Annotated in this window: 9 protein-coding genes, 2 tRNA genes and 2 rRNA genes; 8 read left to right on the top strand and 5 right to left on the bottom strand. The window is 39.3% G+C overall.

Annotated elements, in window-relative coordinates:
* Window positions 1-5: 5 nt before the first annotated feature.
* The 4 genes from RHP76_RS14480 to RHP76_RS14465 all read right to left on the bottom strand — a co-directional run bounded on the left by RHP76_RS14480 (window position 6) and on the right by RHP76_RS14465 (window position 6,897).
* Complete coding sequence (locus RHP76_RS14480; RefSeq protein ID WP_311228451.1) at window positions 6-2,162, bottom strand: TonB-dependent siderophore receptor; 2,157 nt, start codon at window positions 2,160-2,162, stop codon at window positions 6-8.
* Window positions 2,163-2,313: 151 nt separating this feature from the next.
* Window positions 2,314-5,388 (bottom strand): preprotein translocase subunit SecA, encoded by a 3,075-nt coding sequence (gene secA / locus RHP76_RS14475; protein WP_062672610.1) that lies wholly within the window; start codon window positions 5,386-5,388, stop codon window positions 2,314-2,316.
* A gap of 122 nt (window positions 5,389-5,510) precedes the next feature.
* On the bottom strand, window positions 5,511-5,732 hold the full coding sequence (locus RHP76_RS14470; RefSeq protein WP_002662059.1) for a DUF2795 domain-containing protein: 222 nt from the start codon (window positions 5,730-5,732) through the stop codon (window positions 5,511-5,513).
* A 136-nt stretch (window positions 5,733-5,868) separates the two neighbouring features.
* The gene (locus RHP76_RS14465) at window positions 5,869-6,897 is read right to left on the bottom strand and encodes a GDP-mannose 4,6-dehydratase (protein ID WP_311228450.1); all 1,029 of its coding nucleotides are present in this window, start codon (window positions 6,895-6,897) and stop codon (window positions 5,869-5,871) included.
* A gap of 89 nt (window positions 6,898-6,986) precedes the next feature.
* Between RHP76_RS14465 and RHP76_RS14460 the strand changes: the two genes are divergently transcribed.
* Together RHP76_RS14460 and RHP76_RS14455 are read left to right on the top strand one after the other, a co-directional pair.
* Window positions 6,987-7,784, top strand: coding sequence for a DUF2797 domain-containing protein (locus RHP76_RS14460; RefSeq protein WP_311228449.1), 798 nt, complete (start codon window positions 6,987-6,989; stop codon window positions 7,782-7,784).
* A gap of 33 nt (window positions 7,785-7,817) precedes the next feature.
* Complete coding sequence (locus RHP76_RS14455) at window positions 7,818-10,469, top strand: DUF748 domain-containing protein (RefSeq protein WP_311228448.1); 2,652 nt, start codon at window positions 7,818-7,820, stop codon at window positions 10,467-10,469.
* A 108-nt stretch (window positions 10,470-10,577) separates the two neighbouring features.
* Here RHP76_RS14455 and RHP76_RS14450 read toward each other — a convergent pair whose 3' ends face one another.
* Entirely contained in the window at window positions 10,578-10,928 is a 351-nt protein-coding gene (locus RHP76_RS14450) for a hypothetical protein (RefSeq protein WP_120232247.1), read from the bottom strand.
* A 175-nt stretch (window positions 10,929-11,103) separates the two neighbouring features.
* Here RHP76_RS14450 and RHP76_RS14445 point away from each other — a divergent pair, with 175 nt between their 5' ends.
* The 6 genes from RHP76_RS14445 (at window position 11,104) to RHP76_RS14420 (ending at window position 18,610) form a co-directional block, all read left to right on the top strand.
* Window positions 11,104-11,298, top strand: coding sequence for a hypothetical protein (locus RHP76_RS14445; protein WP_047426218.1), 195 nt, complete (start codon window positions 11,104-11,106; stop codon window positions 11,296-11,298).
* A 122-nt stretch (window positions 11,299-11,420) separates the two neighbouring features.
* Window positions 11,421-12,467: a PA0069 family radical SAM protein gene (locus RHP76_RS14440; protein ID WP_120232246.1), complete on the top strand. Its 1,047-nt coding sequence runs from the start codon at window positions 11,421-11,423 to the stop codon at window positions 12,465-12,467.
* A gap of 1,264 nt (window positions 12,468-13,731) precedes the next feature.
* Window positions 13,732-15,248 (top strand): 16S ribosomal RNA (locus RHP76_RS14435).
* Between the two features lie 220 nt (window positions 15,249-15,468).
* Window positions 15,469-15,542 (top strand) — tRNA-Ile (locus RHP76_RS14430).
* 86 nt (window positions 15,543-15,628) lie between these two features.
* Window positions 15,629-15,702 (top strand) — tRNA-Ala (locus RHP76_RS14425).
* Between the two features lie 153 nt (window positions 15,703-15,855).
* Window positions 15,856-18,610: ribosomal RNA gene (locus RHP76_RS14420) — 23S ribosomal RNA — on the top strand.
* The 16S and 23S rRNA genes sit together here with 2 tRNA genes alongside, the layout of an rRNA operon.
* Window positions 18,611-18,756 lie beyond the last annotated feature (146 nt).

The raw sequence follows: 18,756 nt of genomic DNA, 5'->3' as shown, positions 1-18,756 counted from the left end.
ATTTTTTAAAATTTATATCCTATTGATACTCTCCAGTTACGCGGAGCATTGTAGATCCAGGCATATTCTCCTCCATCACCTCTATATCCGCTGTAAAGCTTTCTGTTAAGAACATTGTTCAACATAAAGTTAATATCGAATTTTTTAGCAACATAAGAAACGCCGAAGTTGGTATCAAAATAATCAGGAAGACTCTGATCTTTTGTGGCACTTACCCCATACCAGGATTGTCTTCCTCCCTGATATTGATATCCTGCAGAAATACCGAAACCATTTAAAACACCATTCTGGAATCTATAGTTGATCCAGGTATTCTGAACATTTTTTGCATTTCCTGGAGACTGAACTCCAATTCTTGCAGGATCTGTGTCTTTGATGGTTTTTGCATCAGTGTAGGCATAGTTTACAATGATGTTCAATCCTTTGATGATTTCTCCTTTGATATCGGTTTCAAAACCTCTTGCTCTTTGTTCTCCGGTTGGAATCTGAAAAGCAACTCCACCGTTTTCATTAGCGTTTCCTGCTACAAGAATATTTTGTCTTCTGATTTCGTATACTGCGAAGGTAGAGTTCCATTTTCCACCGAACCAGTCTTTCTTCAATCCAAATTCAATATTCTGACCTCTGAAAGGATCTGTAATCAGGGTCTGATGAATTCCTGTTCCGGATTGTGGTACAAAAGTCTTATCATAGATTCCGTAAGCAGAAAAGTTTTCATTAATAGAATAACTCACTCCAACTCTTGGGGTAAATTCACCCGCTGTATCTGGTACAACAGGAGTTCCAGGGCTCAGATTAGGATATGCAGAATAGGTTTTACCGCTGGTATACCTTCCTGCTAATGTTAATCTCAATTTATTATTAAACATTTCAATCTGATCCTGAGCATAATATGAAGTATATTTTACGCCCTGATCGTTATAAAACGGAGCAGAAGTGTTTAATGTATAAAAGTCAGAAGAAGGAAGTTTTGAAGAATCTACTCCATAATTTACATTATAAATATTTATAGGGAAAGGACCTCCGGCAAAAGATGAAAAGTCTGCATTATACTTTCTGTCTCCATAATCGAATCCTGCAATTATTTTATGTACAATGTTTCCTGTGTTAAGCTTACCTCTTACATAGGTTTGGAAAATGTGATTTTTTCCTTTTGCCTGCCAGTTGCTTAAGGTTCTGTTGAAAACATTCTTATTGTTCGCATCAAAAGTTCCCCACCAAGAACCTCCGTCGTAATTCAGATCCATATAAGCATACTGTGTGCTCCAAACCCAGTCTTTGAAAAGCTTTTGGTCTAAACTTAAGAATAAACTCTGGTCTTTTACTTCAGTTTTCTTGAAGTTCGGGTCATTAAAATTGGTATGTACATTCAGTGAAGCGTATCCGTCGTTAGACATCAGATAAGCTCCAGGCTGATTGAATTTTAAGTATTGATAGTTGTATTGAGCTGTAAATGTAGTGGTTTTTGTAGGTCTGAAAGTAATGGAAGGGGCAACAATGAATTTGTTTGTTTTGTCATTTTCCACCCAGGATTTATTAGAGCTTCCCATCAAATTGATACGGTAGTCTAAAACCCCGTCTTTTACAAGAACTCCATCCAGATCAGCTTCTCCTCTGAAAAGATTATAGCTTCCCGTTGTGAAACGCACACTGTTGGCAAACTTTCCTGTAGGTTTTTTAGTTACTACATTATAAAATCCGGCAGGATCTCCCATAGATCCCATAAATCCGGCAGGACCTTTTACAAACTCTATTCTGTCTATGATAGATGCGTCAGGATTGATGGGTCCCCAAGTAGAAGAAACATTCATCCCGTTCATGAAAGTAGCAATACCTGCTCCTCTCATGAAAACATTGGAATATACATTATCCCAGTGTTCTACTTTTCTTGCCCCACTTACGTTACGGACTATTCCTTCAGACATATTTAGAGTCATCTGATCAGCAAGAACCTGTGAACTTACAGACTGTACATTTTGTGGCAGCTCAAGAATAGGCGTCTGAATTCTCAGTGAACCTGAAACCTCATTCAGCTTGTACTTCTGATAATATCTTCCGTTAACAACTACTTCTTCAATATCATTGGATTTGATGGTGTCTTTTTTTTGCGCAGAAACCAACATTGTTCCCAGTGCGGAAGCACAGATCAGTACATTTTTCATGAAACTCAAATTTTCTGCAAATATATTATTTTTAACTGTTCTAAATAAATAATAAGATTGATATTTATCATAAAATTATTATATAATGAATAACAAAAAACCGCTACGGTCAATGCCACAGCGGTTTTTGTATGATTTTATTAAATTTTTCTTAAGCCGGAATTTCGCCTTTATATAAGAAAGAAATAATTTCTTTGTTTAATTTATCGATCATTTCACTGAATAAGTGGAAAGATTCCTGCTTGTAAATTACCAATGGATCTTTCTGCTCGTAAACAGCTCCTTGTGAAGATCTTCTTAAGTCGTCCATCTCACGAAGGTGAAGCTTCCAGTTTTCATCGATAATTGATAAAGTGATATTCTTTTCAAAATCGTTCACTAAACTTTCACACTGAGTATCGTAAGCTTCTTTAAGATCAGCTACAATTGTCATTGTTTTGTGCCCGTCTGTGAAAGGAACCTGGATCATTTTGAACATTGAACCTTGATTTTGGTATACATTCTCAATGATTGGGAATGATTTTTCTTTCAATAGGTTCAGCTTCATTTTGTAGTCTTCCTGAGCTGCTTTGAATAAGATATTCGTCAGATCCTGAACGTTTTTATTATTAAAATCACTTTGAGAAACCGGAGATTCCATTGTGAATGTTTTAATGATTTCGTATTCAAAATCTTTATAATTTCCTGAAGCTTTTCCTTTCGCAACGATAGAATTGGCAACATCGAAAATCATATTTGTGATATCATATTTCAAATGGTCTCCGAATAAAGCATTCTTTCTTCTCTTGTAGATTACATCACGCTGTTTGTTCATAACGTCATCGTACTCAAGAAGCCTTTTTCTTGTTCCGAAGTTATTTTCTTCCACTTTTTTCTGAGCTCTTTCAATAGACTTACTGATCATAGAGTGCTGAATTACTTCTCCCTCTTTGTGACCCATTCTGTCCATCATTTTAGCAATTCTTTCAGAACCGAACAAACGCATTAAGTTATCTTCAAGAGATACATAGAACTGAGAACTTCCCGGATCTCCCTGACGTCCCGCTCTACCTCTTAGCTGTCTGTCAACACGTCTTGAATCGTGTCTTTCTGTACCGATGATGGCTAAACCTCCTGCATCTTTTACTTCTTTAGAAAGCTTAATATCGGTACCACGACCTGCCATGTTGGTTGCAATGGTTACAACTCCCGGCTGTCCTGCTCCAGCTACAATCTCAGCTTCTTTTTTGTGAAGCTTCGCGTTCAATACCTGGTGTGGAATCTTTCTTAACTGAAGTGCTTTTGATAGTAACTGAGAAATCTCAACAGAAGTAGTACCTACCAATACAGGTCTTTTCTGTGCTGTTAATTTTTCAATTTCCTCTATTACAGCATTATATTTTTCTCTGTTAGTTTTGAAAACTAAGTCTTGCTTGTCATGTCTTAAAATAGGACGGTTGGTAGGAATTACCACAACGTCTAATTTATAGATTTCCCAAAGCTCTCCAGCTTCAGTTTCAGCAGTACCCGTCATTCCCGCAAGCTTGTTATACATACGGAAGTAGTTCTGAAGCGTGATGGTTGCAAAAGTTTGAGTAGCTGCCTCAATTTTTACATTCTCTTTCGCTTCGATCGCCTGGTGAAGACCGTCTGAATAACGACGTCCCTCCATGATACGACCTGTCTGCTCATCAACGATTTTTACTTCACCATCAATGACTACATACTCATCATCTTTTTCAAATAATGTGTACGCTTTCAATAGCTGGCTCATCGTGTGAACACGCTCGGATTTTTCAGCAAAATCAGAGAAAAGTCTTTCTTTTGCTTCAAACTCTTCTTCTTTAGAAAGGTTCTTAGCTTCTACTTCAGCAATCTCAGTTCCGATATCAGGAAGTACGAAGAAGTTAGGATCAGAGTTACCCTGAGACATGTATTCAACACCTTTGTCTGTAAGGTCTACCTGATTGTTTTTCTCCTCGATTACGAAGTAAAGATCTTTATCTACAATCGGCATATCACGGTTGTTGTCCTGCATGTATTGCGCCTCAACTTTCTGAAGCAATGCTCTGTTTCCGCTTTCCGATAAGAATTTGATTAATTGTCTGTTTTTTGGAAGACCTCTGTATGCCTGAAGTAATTTGAATCCGCCTTCTTTTGTATTTCCTGCAGCGATTAATTTCTTCGCTTCATTGAAAATAGCAGAAACGGTTTTCTTTTGTACTTCAACAATTCTGTCGATAGAAGGCTTAAGAACATCAAACTCCTGTCTGTCTCCTTGAGGAACCGGACCTGAAATGATCAATGGTGTTCTGGCGTCATCTACCAATACAGAGTCCACCTCATCCACGATAGCAAAGTTAAGTTCTCTTTGTACCAATTCTGAAGGTGATGTCACCATGTTATCTCTCAGATAATCGAAACCAAACTCGTTGTTCGTTCCGTAAGTAATATCTGAGTTGTATGCTTTTCTTCTTCCGTCTGAATTCGGCTGGTGATTATCGATACAATCGATAGACATTCCGTGGAACTGATAAAGAGGACCCATCCAAGCGGAGTCTCTTTTTGCTAAGTAGTCGTTTACGGTTACAACGTGCACTCCTCTTTCCGGAAGTGAATTTAAGTAAATAGGTAATGTTCCTACCAAAGTTTTACCTTCACCGGTTGCCATCTCGGCAATTTTACCACTGTGAAGAATAACCCCTCCGATAAACTGAACATCATAGTGGACCATATCCCAAACTACAGGAGTTCCGGCAGCGTCCCATGAGTTTTTCCAAATAGCTGTGTCTCCCTGAATGCTAACGAAATCTTTTCCTGAAGCGACAAGTTCTCTATCCCAGTCACTAGCAGTTACACGGATTTCTCCATTCTGAGCCCATCTTCTTGCCGTTTCTTTGATCAATGCAAAAGCTTCGGGAAGAACCTGAACCAGAACTTTCTCTTCAATTTCGTAAGATTCTTTCTTTAAAGACTCAATTTTTGAGAAAAGAGCTTCTTTTTCATCAACGTTGGTTGAATTTTTTATCTGCTCTTTTATCTGTTCTATTTGAGCTGTGATCTTACTGGTTGCAGATTTTATATTCTCTTTAAACTCAGCAGTTTTTTGTCTCAACCCATCATCCGACAATTGTTGAATGTTAGGTTCTACAGCTCTGATTTTTGTTACAACTTTTTTTACTTCTTTTAGGTCCTGCGCTTTTTTGTCTCCCAAAAACCCTTTAAGAACTTTGTTTAAAAAACTCATAAATTTTTTGCTTTATGCTTAATGCAAAATGCTTTAAGCGTTTTAAATAACACTTATCGTGTAAATTATATATAAAAAGGGCAAAAAAGCTCTAAGCATGCAGCCTAAAGCTTATCGCTTTATTAATATTCGTCCTCGTTCCAAAGGAAATCCTCGTCAGTAGGATAGTCACTCCATACCTCTTCGATAGATTCATAAATTTCTCCTTCGTCTTCAATAGCCTGAAGGTTTTCTACTACTTCCATAGGTGCACCAGTTCTGATGGCGTAGTCGATAAGCTCTGCTTTTGTCATTGGCCAAGGTGCGTCACTTAAATATGAAGCTAATTCTAATGTCCAGTACATAATTTTCTAATTTTTTGCAAAAGTATAAAAATAGGTTGTATAATAAACTTTTTTATACTTGATTTTCAATTCTTTTTATAATTTTTTCTTATAAATGGCTGTCACAAACTAACTGGCAGCTATGTCAGCAATTTACTTATTGTCGTTTTCTCAAAAACCATTCCACAAATTTTTTTATGCCATTTTGGAAGTCTGTGGCCGGTTTATACCCTATCAAATCCATTGCTTTTGCAATGTCGGCATTGGTTTTTGTGACATCTCCCGGTTGCAATGGCAGAATTTTTTTGATGGCAGATTTTCCCAGCGTCTTTTCGATTGTAGCCACCATTTCAGACAAAGTGATTACTTGATTTTCGCCCAGATTCACAATTTCATAAATTCCTGAATTGTTTTCAAGATAAAGAATAGACTTAGTAATTCCATCAATGATATCATCTATATAAGTATAGTCTCTGGCCGTATTTCCGTCACCATAGAAAGGAATTTCCTGATTTTCCGAAATGAGCTTTGTAAACTTGTGTATAGCAAGGTCAGGTCTCTGTCTTGGCCCATATACCGTAAAGAATCTGAGCTGGATCATATCTATATGGTATAGATTATGGTAAACATGTCCTATAATTTCTCCGCTTTTCTTGGTAGCAGCATAAGGAGAGATAGGATTGTCTACATTATCTGTTTCCGTAAAGGGAATTTTCTCATTGTTTCCATAAACACTTGATGAAGATGCACAAATGAATTTTTTAATATGGAAATCCTTACACAGTTCCCAAAGATTCATAGTACCTCGTACATTCACTTCTTCGTACTCCAGAGGACGTTCAATAGAAGGGCGAACACCGGCAAGTGCAGCAAGATGGATCACCATGTCAATATGATGATTCTTAAAGATGTTTTCAAGACCTTTTAGGTCCCTGATATCCTGCCAATAGAGGGAATATTGGTCTGAATGGGTGAGGGAAACCAAACGCGGAATATCCGTCTCTTTATCTGAGAACTCAAAATCCGAATTTTTACTGATTGACTCCAAAGTATTTTTAATTTTTACCTGATAGTCATAGAAATCATCAAAATTGTCAATGTTTATGACAGAATGTCCATTTCTTAATAATCGTTCAATTAAATGGGAACCGATGAACCCACTACCGCCTGTTACAAGATAAACCATTTGTATTTTTTATGAGCACAAAAATATAAATTTTACTTTTTGAAAAATATAATCATTAAATTTACTTAAAAAAGTAATATAAATATAATATGCAGTTTCAAGGGCAAATTTTAAAGATGACAAGCGTCGATGCTAAGCCAATCCAATACTACCTCAATCTTTCTGGAGATCTGATCCATATGAATGAGCTGTTTGGAAAGCAGTTAAGCATCAAACATACCGGATTTCAATGTGTAAATTGTGGTGAAAATAAACCAATTTACAGAATGGGATTCTGCAAAAACTGTTTTTTTGAAAGCCCTTATGCAAGCGATACCATTATCCGCCCGGAACTATCTACAGCTCATTTGGGAGTTGCAGAGCGAGATCTTGAAGTTGAAAAACAAATTCAGCTGCAGCCACACACTGTTTATCTGGCCTATACAGGAGATGTAAAAGTAGGCGTAACCAGAAATACACAGATTCCTACAAGATGGATTGATCAGGGTGCAACTTTTGCATTACCCATCGCAAGAACGGAAAACCGTTATGAAGCAGGAATGATAGAAGTAGCTTTAAAAGAACATCTGGCAGATAAAACGAATTGGAGAAAGATGCTGCAGGATGATTTTGAAGGAGAAGTAGACCTTGCTGATTTCCGACAAAAGATAAAAGAATATTTTCCTTACGATTTCCAGAAATTTTATAGGGAAGGAGAAGAGCTGTGGATGTTTGATTATCCTTTTGAAAAACCGGAGAAAGTTTCATCGTTTACATTAGATAAAAAACCTGAGTTTACAGGAAAGCTTACAGGAATTAAAGGTCAGTATCTTGGATTTGACGGAGGCAATTTTATCAATGTAAGAGGGCATGAAGGGTATGTAATAGAACTGGAAATAAAGAATTGATCTATATAATAGGAAAGAACCAAATCACAAAATATGAAAAAATGGGTTAAAAGGCTATTAATAACTTTCGGAGTCCTGGCAGGAATTCTTCTTGCTGCGAATTTCGGACTGAATCTATGGCTCAAAACCCAACTTCCGGAATACATCAAAAAAAATACAAACTATAAAGTTTCTTACAAAACGCTGGATGTTGATCTGGGAACAGGAAATATCTTTGCAACAGGAATTTCAGTTAACAGTAAAGATCCGCAAAATACAGACGTTATTGGTTTGCAGGGAACTATTGATACCTTGAAAATAAGCCGTTTCGGAATTTATGATGCTGTTTTTAATAAAAGAATCAGCTCGTCAGACCTTTTGTTGGCTAAACCCAATTTAAATGTCATTCTTGCCAAACCTGTCGACCGCAAAACCGGAAAGAAAAGAAATCCGGTTTCATTTGAAAATATAAGAATTAACGAAGGTAAAATTGCTGTTTTCAGGCATACAAAGCAGAAATTTCTGTCTGTCCAACAACTGGATCTGTTTGTAGAAAATTTACAGATGACGGAAGAATCCGTAGAAAATAAACTACCCGTTGTTTTTGACAAATACAGCATCAAAGGACAAAAATTCTTTCTTCGTCCAGATGAAACATATGCGGTTACCATCAGCAGTATAAATACAAGTAACGGACAGATGGCTGTTGAGAATTTCAGGCTGACCCCGCTGCTCTCTTTTGCTCAGTTTAAAAAGTTTTATCCTAAGAAGGCTCAATTATTTGAATTTGCAGTTCCCAAAATGGATTTTACGGATGTTATTTTAAACAAAAATAAAGTTTCACTTACGAATGCAGACTTTGAGAATCCTGTTCTGACAGTCTATAATACAGGAGTAAAGACCAAGAAAGCCGAAAAAAAAACAAATTTTGAAGTTGATTTAAAAAATATAAAGCTGAATAATGCCATAGTAAAGATCACAAAAACGGATGGAAATAATCTTCTGTCAGTAGGGAATCTTAGTGTAAATATCAATCAGCTGATGTTTAATAAAGAAACTTCTGAGCAGGTTATTCCAATAGGATATAAAGATTTTACTATAGCCGCAAGGAATATTGAATATTCCAATGCTCAGAATATTATAATACGAAGTCTTGCGCTGAAGCCTGCAAACGGTGAAATCAGGGACGTCATACTGACACCAGGGCATCCTGCAGAGAGAAAAGCAACAGCAGTGTTAAAAACAGATCATATTGCTTTTAATATCAATAAATTGGAATTCATTGATAAAAAACTTAATGTGGATCTTAAAGATCTTCTCGTAGAAAATGTTAACGGAACTTTTAAAGCAGGTGAAAAAACAACCAATAAATCTGCCGGACCAGGGATTATTAATTCCTTTATCATCAGAAAAACATCCTTAAAAAACTCAAACATTACTTATGATAAAGGAAAACAACCACTGACTTTCCATGATCTTAACGCAACGGTAAATGATATTGAATTATCACCTAGACCTAATCAGAAAGGGCTGTCCTTCAAAGTAAAAGACTATTATATTACCACTAGAAATCTGGCTTATAAAACGCAGTTTTACAATATGAGCCTTGGGCTTATTAAACTGAATAAAAATAAGGTACAGATTAACAATTTTGCCATGAAGCCTCTCGTTTCAAGAGCACAGTTTATCAAAATGATACCCGTTGAAAGAGATCTGTATAATTTAGAAGCCGGACAAATTACTGCAAAAGGAGAGTGGGATCTTTTTTCTCACAACAAAATGGTTAATGCTTCCCAGGTAGACATTGAGTCTGCAAATGCGAATATTTTCAGAAGCAAAATTCCTAAAGATGATCCGAAGATAAAAGCATTATATTCTAAAATGCTTCGTTCTATTAAAATTCCGATGACAATTCATAATCTTGATCTCAAAAATTCTGTTCTGGTATATGAAGAAGATACTCCGGAAAGTATGGGACCCGGAAAGCTGACCTTCAGTAATTTTAATATGAACGTTAAAAATCTGAACTCTGCCAAAATAAAAGGAAGCCCCACAAAAGTGGATATTAAAATCAATTGTTCTTTCATGAACCTCTCACCACTTTCCGTCAACTGGAACTTTGATGTGGCTGATCAGAATGATAGATTTGCAATTTCAGGGAAAACTTCCAATCTCCCTGCAAGTGGAATCAATCCCTTTATCAGACCTTATCTTCATGTGACCGCTACTGCAGGAACTATTCAGGAAATGCTTTTTAACTTTAAAGGAAACCCTGCCGGATTACACGGAACTTTTAATCTTAAACATAAAGACTTAAAAATTGCCGTATTAAATAAGAATAACCATGAGAAAAAAGGGTTTCTGACTGCAGTAGCCAATATTTTTCTGAAATCAGATTCAGGAAGCTTTCCGGAAGCTGTTACGGTAGAAAATGTAGAACGTGACCCTACAAAGTCTTTCTTTAATCTTTTCTGGAGAGGAATAGAGCAGGGATTGAAGAAAACCCTGATTGGTAAAAATGTTGAAAAAACAGAAAAGAAAGTCAAAGAAGCAGTTTCTTCTGTAAAGGATATGAAACAATCGGTAAAAGAAATAAAACAGGAAATAAAAAATAAAAAAGAAACTCCCCAACCGGAAGCAGAGAAAAAAGAAAAGAAAGGTTTCCTGAATAATGTGTTCAGAAAAAAGGAAAAAACTGAAGAATAATTCTTTAAACCATTAAGACAGATCCTTTTGCGGTCAGTCATAACCACTGTACAGTTTTTAATTGAAAACAACCTTAATGGTTTAAAAAATTAATATGTGATTGAGTTGTTAAAAATTGAATTCATCACTTTCCTGAATAGGGATATCTCTTAAAAACTTATCAAATTCTTCGCCTGGATAATTGCTGTCTGCACCATAGGAATCTATAATCATCCCACGATTTCCTGCATTGTCCTTCACAACATAAAGTACAGCATTATCATCAGGATTGCTGTCTCCCTCGAAGCGATAAGTTTTTAAAATGACCAGTTCAGAGGGTTGATACACCTTGTCAGAGTTTTCAAACTTCATTTCACATTTATCATTCATTCTGAACTCCCTGTGTATTCCTCTTTCAGAGAGTGTTTTCATCACCTGGCTCAAGGTCGTCATTCTGTCTATGTTTTCTGGATTTTCCATAATAATATTTTTATTTTTAAGTACAATAATTAAACCATTGCAAACTTTAAATATAAGAAAAATAGCAGATTGTAATTTTCCTAAAAATAAAGTTGAATGTTAACAAAATTTATAATTAAAAAAAATAAAATAGGTATGCTTTTTGCAATGGTATCAATAATAAATCAGAGAAAATATGAAAAAAGAAGTTGGAGTTTTACTGGCAGGAGGAGTTGGTCTTTTGGCAGTATTGAGTTTAATAAGCATTAAAAAAATTTTGACTAAAAAAGATAAAAAATATAGTGATTCCTATTCGGACTATCACAGACACTTTGATGAAAAAAATAATGATGATGAAACTCATGGAGTAGAATTATTCGCGCTGAAGTAGTAAAAAAATATATTTAATTATGTTTAAATCCAACGCTTTTGAAAGTGTTGGATTTTTTTGTGGAAAACTTTAATGTTAAAACTCATTATTTTATAAAAATTCCATTCTAATTTTACACCGGAATGCAAAACGAAAATTTCATAAAAGGTCAGGGAGCTCAGCGAAACGTTGTCAATCGTTTCGACAGGTATACCTATGAACCAGAAGATGAGGATTTCGAAACCGTAAAGACTTCTTTTACGGAAGTATTTCCCAAAACCATTGTCAATCAGGTCAAAAGTGAAGACCTTCCAATGGAATATTCGATGAACCCTTATCAGGGATGCGAACATGGCTGTTCTTACTGCTTTGCAAGACCTACTCATGAATACTGGGGTTATAGTGCCGGGGTTGATTTTGAAAGAAAAATCATGGTAAAGAAAAATGCCCCTGAGTTGCTGGAGAAATTTTTTCAGAAAAGAGGATACAAAGCTGCCCCGATTCTATTGTCAGGAAATACCGACTGCTATCAGCCGGCCGAAAGACAATTTGAAATTACCAGAAAATTACTGCAACTCTGTCTTGATTACAGACATCCTGTCAATATTTTGACAAAAAATGCACTGGTGCTAAGAGATCTAGATATTTTAAAACCTATGGCAGAACAGAATCTGGTATCTGTTTCTCTAAGCATTCCAACCATCAACGAAGAACTGAGACGAAAGATGGAGCCGAGAACAAGCTCTGCAAAAAATAAATTAAAAGCAGTTGAAATTCTTTCTGAAAACAATATCCCCGTACATGTAATGGTAGCACCCATTATCCCAGGACTCAATAGTGATGAGTCTTTAAACATATTAAAAGCTATTTCGGATGCAGGTGCTTTAGGATTCGGTTATACCCTTGTAAGACTAAACGATACCGTGGAACCAGTTTTTATAAACTGGATTGAAACCCATTTTCCGGACAGGGCGCAAAAAGTTTTAAATCTTATCCGCTCCATGAGAGGAGGAAAACTGGGTGATAAAAGATATTTTGAACGACAGAAAGGAGAAGGGAATATTGCAGAAATGATTCATACCACCTTTAAGATCGGCAAAAAGAAGTTTTTTGAAGGCAAAGAGTTTCCAAAGCTTTCAACGTCTAACTTTACTGGATCCCGTGATCAGCAGCTACGGTTATTTGATTAAGCTTGCCTTATATATATAATATAAAAGAGAGCCTACCTCTTTATTCTTCTTCCCGCACTCTCAAACCCTTTTACTCTCAAACTCTCAAACTTTTTTCAGGAGCTAATTCCTGCTATCCATTTCTACTCCTCGCGCCAGCGCTCTCCTACGCTCCAACCCACCACTCTCCAACCCAAGCTGCGGGGTAACCATTTCTATCAGGGCTAGGGTAGGGGTCGTTAATGATAAGTGGTGAATGATGAATGATGAATGATGAGGTTTTGGTTATTGAGTTTCGAGATTTGGGTCTCCATGTATAAAAGGAATATTGGTTTGAATTTTCATATTGCAGAATTCTATGGAAACATATTATTGAGTACAAATCTCTATTCCCATTGTATCATTCCGCAGGAATCCAAATTCTTTACAAGAGCGCTTGTAAGTTGGCAGGATAATATCTGAGGTCTTTTAGCAGTTAGTATTAGCCATGTGATGCTGAGCTGAGTGGAAGCATTGTAATTAATTACGCGTGTAGGAGTTAAATCTTATTGTTCTATATAATATATAATATACTCTTCAGTCTACGTCGAAGAAAGTCAGCTCTCTAGTCTAGTCTCTCTATTATATAATATATACTTTATTTGATCATAGCCACCCCAAACCCCGCATCCCGCACCCCGAATCATACCTCTCTCCCCCTCAAACACTCAAACACTCAAACACTCAAACTCTCCCACACTCTCACCCCGATCTTCCAAACAAATGTTTACAATTTTTCCCCCTGCTACCCAGTCCTTTAGCGGCAAATATTACGAAACAGTAAAATTTATGTTAAATAAACTTGTTTTGCGTTGTATGAAGTTACTATCTTTGCCCCACTGAAAAACGAAAGACATTCAGTAGCGCAGAAGAGCCTTTAGCTGGGCAGAAACGATATTACTTCAAAAAAGAAACAAGCAAAAAAAACTTTAAAACTTTTTGAAAAAAAAGTTGCCAGTTTAAAAAGAGTTTGTATCTTTGCAGTCCCAATTAGAGGGAGCGCAGGAGTATAGAGATTGAGGTTTTGAGAAGGATTAAGGTTACTTAAAAAACTTTAAAATTTTCTTCAAAACATTTGGTCATTAAAAAATAAAGTTTTACTTTTGCACTCGCAAATACGGAGCGACACTGACAGAGAGATTGCTTCGTTATAAAGCGAAAGATATAAAGATCATTGACATACAATATAACAACCAAGTAAGGAAAAACTAAAGCGTTAAAAACTTTGAGTGAGTCAGACAAACATACAATGGAGAGTTTGATCCTGGCTCAGGATGAACGCTAGCGGGAGGCCTAACACATGCAAGCCGAGCGGTAGAGATCCTTCGGGATCTTGAGAGCGGCGTACGGGTGCGGAACACGTGTGCAACCTGCCTTTATCTGGGGGATAGCCTTTCGAAAGGAAGATTAATACCCCATAATATACTGGATGGCATCATTCGGTATTGAAAACTCCGGTGGATAGAGATGGGCACGCGCAAGATTAGATAGTTGGTGAGGTAACGGCTCACCAAGTCTACGATCTTTAGGGGGCCTGAGAGGGTGATCCCCCACACTGGTACTGAGACACGGACCAGACTCCTACGGGAGGCAGCAGTGAGGAATATTGGACAATGGGTGAGAGCCTGATCCAGCCATCCCGCGTGAAGGACGACGGCCCTATGGGTTGTAAACTTCTTTTGTATAGGGATAAACCTACCCTCGTGAGGGTAGCTGAAGGTACTATACGAATAAGCACCGGCTAACTCCGTGCCAGCAGCCGCGGTAATACGGAGGGTGCAAGCGTTATCCGGATTTATTGGGTTTAAAGGGTCCGTAGGCGGATCTGTAAGTCAGTGGTGAAATCTCACAGCTTAACTGTGAAACTGCCATTGATACTGCAGGTCTTGAGTGTTGTTGAAGTAGCTGGAATAAGTAGTGTAGCGGTGAAATGCATAGATATTACTTAGAACACCAATTGCGAAGGCAGGTTACTAAGCAACAACTGACGCTGATGGACGAAAGCGTGGGGAGCGAACAGGATTAGATACCCTGGTAGTCCACGCCGTAAACGATGCTAACTCGTTTTTGGAATGTAAGTTTCAGAGACTAAGCGAAAGTGATAAGTTAGCCACCTGGGGAGTACGAACGCAAGTTTGAAACTCAAAGGAATTGACGGGGGCCCGCACAAGCGGTGGATTATGTGGTTTAATTCGATGATACGCGAGGAACCTTACCAAGGCTTAAATGGGAAATGACAGGTTTAGAAATAGACTTTTCTTCGGACATTTTTCAAGGTGCTGCATGGTTGTCGTCAGCTCGTGCCGTGAGGTGTTAGGTTAAGTCCTGCAACGAGCGCAACCCCTGTCACTAGTTGCCATCATTAAGTTGGGGACTCTAGTGAGACTGCCTACGCAAGTAGAGAGGAAGGTGGGGATGACGTCAAATCATCACGGCCCTTACGCCTTGGGCCACACACGTAATACAATGGCCGGTACAGAGGGCAGCTACACTGCGAAGTGATGCAAATCTCGAAAGCCGGTCTCAGTTCGGATTGGAGTCTGCAACTCGACTCTATGAAGCTGGAATCGCTAGTAATCGCGCATCAGCCATGGCGCGGTGAATACGTTCCCGGGCCTTGTACACACCGCCCGTCAAGCCATGGAAGTCTGGGGTACCTGAAGTCGGTGACCGTAACAGGAGCTGCCTAGGGTAAAACAGGTAACTAGGGCTAAGTCGTAACAAGGTAGCCGTACCGGAAGGTGCGGCTGGAACATCTCATTTTAGAGCGTCTTAGGACGTTAAACAAAATCAGTATCGTAAGATACAAAATACTTACTTAAAGCATAGCTTTAGTTTTTTGTTTGGTTGATATATAAAAATACAAAACCCACTAGAAATTAGTAAAGGGATTGAGAGAGGCAAAGAAGATAAAAGCAGAGAGAGAAAGACGAAGAAATTAGTCTATTATCTATCAGTCTATCATCTTTTACGTCTAAAAGACAGTCTCGTAGCTCAGCTGGTTAGAGCGCTACACTGATAATGTAGAGGTCGGCAGTTCGAGCCTGCCCGAGACTACTAATTGAAAGACAGGAAGAGATCAGCTATTAGACATCAGACATTTAGGTTTGAGATCTGGAATCTGATATCTAAAGTCTACTAGAGGGGAATTAGCTCAGCTGGCTAGAGCGCCTGCCTTGCACGCAGGAGGTCAAGGGTTCGACTCCCTTATTCTCCACAGTTTTGGAAGACTGATTTAAAAGTTACGAATGGAGCCAAAAACAACATTTGTTCATCAGTTTGAAAGAAAGAAATTAAGATCATTGACATTAACGGTAAAGACATCACAAAGAGAAAACCGAGCGCATAAAGCGCTTGAGTAACCAATAGGAAAGAAATCGTTAAGGGCGTATGGCGGATGCCTAGGCTTTCAGAGGCGACGAAGGACGTGGTAAGCTGCGAAAAGCTGCGGGGATTGGCACACACGAATTGATCCGCAGATATCCGAATGGGGCAACCCGGCATATTGAAGATATGTCACCTCGCAAGAGGAGCAAACCCGGAGAACTGAAACATCTAAGTACCCGGAGGAAAAGAAATCGAAGAGATTCCGTAAGTAGTGGCGAGCGAAAGCGGATTAGCCCAAAAGTCTTTTTATGTTTAGAGGAATGTTCTGGAAAGAACAATCATAGAAGGTGATAATCCTGTACTCGAAAGGCATATAGAGATGATAAATGAGTAGGGCGGGACACGTGAAATCCTGTCTGAATATGGGGGGACCATCCTCCAAGGCTAAATACTCCTGAAAGACCGATAGTGAACAAGTACTGTGAAGGAAAGGTGAAAAGCACTTCGAATAGAAGGGTGAAATAGAACCTGAAACCGTACGCCTACAAGCGGTCGGAGCAGCGTAATGCTGTGACGGCGTGCCTTTTGCATAATGAGCCTACGAGTTAATTTTACTAGCGAGGTTAAGGTATTAAGTACCGGAGCCGGAGCGAAAGCGAGTCTGAATAGGGCGCATAGTTAGTAGGATTAGACGCGAAACCTTGTGATCTACCCATGGGCAGGTTGAAGCTCTGGTAACACAGAGTGGAGGACCGAACCGGTTGACGTTGAAAAGTCTTCGGATGACCTGTGGGTAGGGGTGAAAGGCCAATCAAACTGGGAGATAGCTCGTACTCTCCGAAATGCATTTAGGTGCAGCGTCGTATATAAGTTTATTAGAGGTAGAGCTACTGATTGGATGCGGGGGTTTCATCGCCTACCAATTCCTGACAAACTCCGAATGCTAATAAATGTTCTACGGCAGTGAGGGCATGGGTGCTAAGGTCCATGTCCGAGAGGGAAAGAACCCAGACCAACAGCTAAGGTCCCCAAATATATGTTAAGTTGAAGCAACGCGGTTGGACTGCATTGACAGCTAGGATGTTGGCTTGGAAGCAGCCATTCATTTAAAGAGTGCGTAACAGCTCACTAGTCGAGCGGTCCGGCATGGATAATAATCGGGCATAAACATATTACCGAAGCTATGGATTTATATTTTAGATATATCTGGTAGGAGAGCATTCTATTTGCGCCGAAGCAGTACTGTGAGGTATTGTGGAGCGGATAGAAAAGAAAATGTAGGCATAAGTAACGATAAAGCAGGCGAGAAACCTGCTCACCGAAAGACCAAGGCTTCCTCAGCCATGCTAATCAGCTGAGGGTTAGTCGGGACCTAACGCGAACCCGAAAGGGGTAGTGGATGGACAATGGGTTAATATTCCCATACTTGCTCACAATAAAAGGGGACGGTTGGATGTAGCTGCTGGAGACTGACGGAATAGTCAAGGCCTAGCCTTCGGGCGAAGCTGCTGTAGTGTAATCTGATCCAAGAAAAGCCGAAGTGAAGCAACCCGTACCAAAACCGACACAGGTGGTCGAGGAGAGAATCCTAAGGTGCTCGAGTGAGTCGTGGCTAAGGAACTAGGCAAAATAGTCTCGTAACTTCGGAAGAAGAGACGCCAACAGCAATGTTGGCCGCAGTGAAGAGGCCCAGGCGACTGTTTATCAAAAACACAGGACTCTGCTAAATCGAAAGATGCTGTATAGGGTCTGACACCTGCCCGGTGCTGGAAGGTTAAGGAAGGTGCTTAGCGTAAGCGAAGGCATTAACTGAAGCCCCAGTAAACGGCGGCCGTAACTATAACGGTCCTAAGGTAGCGAAATTCCTTGTCGGGTAAGTTCCGACCTGCACGAATGGTGTAACGATCTGGGCACTGTCTCAGCCACGAGCTCGGTGAAATTGTAGTATCGGTGAAGATGCCGATTACCCGCAATGGGACGAAAAGACCCTGTGAACCTTTACTATAACTTCGTATTGACTTTGAGTAAGTAATGTGTAGGATAGGTGGGAGGCTTTGAAGCAGGCACGCTAGTGTTTGTGGAGCCGACGTTGAAATACCACCCTTTACTTACTTGGAGCCTAACTTCTTTCAGAAGGACATTGCGTGGTGGGTAGTTTGACTGGGGTGGTCGCCTCCAAAAGAGTAACGGAGGCTTTCAAAGGTACCCTCAGCACGCTTGGTAACCGTGCGTAGAGTGTAATGGCATAAGGGTGCTTGACTGTGAGACCTACAAGTCGATCAGGTGCGAAAGCAGGACATAGTGATCCGGTGGTTCCGTATGGAAGGGCCATCGCTCATAGGATAAAAGGTACTCCGGGGATAACAGGCTAGTCTCCCCCAAGAGCTCACATCGACGGGGAGGTTCGGCACCTCGATGTCGGCTCGTCACATCCTGGGGCTGGAGAAGGTCCCAAGGGTTGGGCTGTTCGCCCATTAAAGTGGCACGCGAGCTGGGTTCAGAACGTCGTGAGACAGTTCGGTCTCTATCTATTGCGGGCGTTAGATGTTTGAGAGGGCTTGATTCTAGTACGAGAGGACCGAATTGAACAAACCTCTGGTGTATCAGTTGTACCGCCAGGTGCACCGCTGAGTAGCTACGTTTGGAAGAGATAAGCACTGAAAGCATATAAGTGCGAAACTCGCCTCAAGATGAGACATCTTTTAAGGGTCGTTGTAGATGACGACGTTGATAGGCTATAGGTGTAAAGACAGTAATGTCATAGCCAAGTAGTACTAATTACCCGTAGATTTATAGTCTATGGTTACTAATATAAACCAGGTGCTTTATGCGCAGTGAAGGTTTTGTCTTTGTGAAAGTTTTTATCGCTTAAAACAGATGTCAGATATAAGACATCAGATACCAGACCTTGAAGTCTGAAATCTGAAATCTATCCTCTGATATC

Source organism: Chryseobacterium sp. SG20098, assembly GCF_031844745.1.
GTDB classification, from domain to species: Bacteria; Bacteroidota; Bacteroidia; order Flavobacteriales; family Weeksellaceae; genus Chryseobacterium; species Chryseobacterium cucumeris.
This window is presented reverse-complemented; position numbering and strand designations above follow the sequence as displayed.

Bases quoted from the DNA above. Each gene is read 5' to 3' on its own strand.
- secA (WP_062672610.1), bottom strand. From the start codon at position 5,388: ATGAGTTTTTTAAACAAAGTTCTTAAAGGGTTTTTGGGAGACAAAAAA.
- RHP76_RS14465 (WP_311228450.1), bottom strand. From the start codon at position 6,897: ATGGTTTATCTTGTAACAGGCGGTAGTGGGTTCATCGGTTCCCATTTA.
- RHP76_RS14440 (WP_120232246.1), top strand. From the start codon at position 11,421: ATGCAAAACGAAAATTTCATAAAAGGTCAGGGAGCTCAGCGAAACGTT.
- RHP76_RS14450 (WP_120232247.1), bottom strand. From the start codon at position 10,928: ATGGAAAATCCAGAAAACATAGACAGAATGACGACCTTGAGCCAGGTG.
- RHP76_RS14460 (WP_311228449.1), top strand. From the start codon at position 6,987: ATGCAGTTTCAAGGGCAAATTTTAAAGATGACAAGCGTCGATGCTAAG.
- RHP76_RS14480 (WP_311228451.1), bottom strand. From the start codon at position 2,162: ATGAAAAATGTACTGATCTGTGCTTCCGCACTGGGAACAATGTTGGTT.
- RHP76_RS14470 (WP_002662059.1), bottom strand. From the start codon at position 5,732: ATGTACTGGACATTAGAATTAGCTTCATATTTAAGTGACGCACCTTGG.
- RHP76_RS14455 (WP_311228448.1), top strand. From the start codon at position 7,818: ATGAAAAAATGGGTTAAAAGGCTATTAATAACTTTCGGAGTCCTGGCA.
- RHP76_RS14445 (WP_047426218.1), top strand. From the start codon at position 11,104: ATGAAAAAAGAAGTTGGAGTTTTACTGGCAGGAGGAGTTGGTCTTTTG.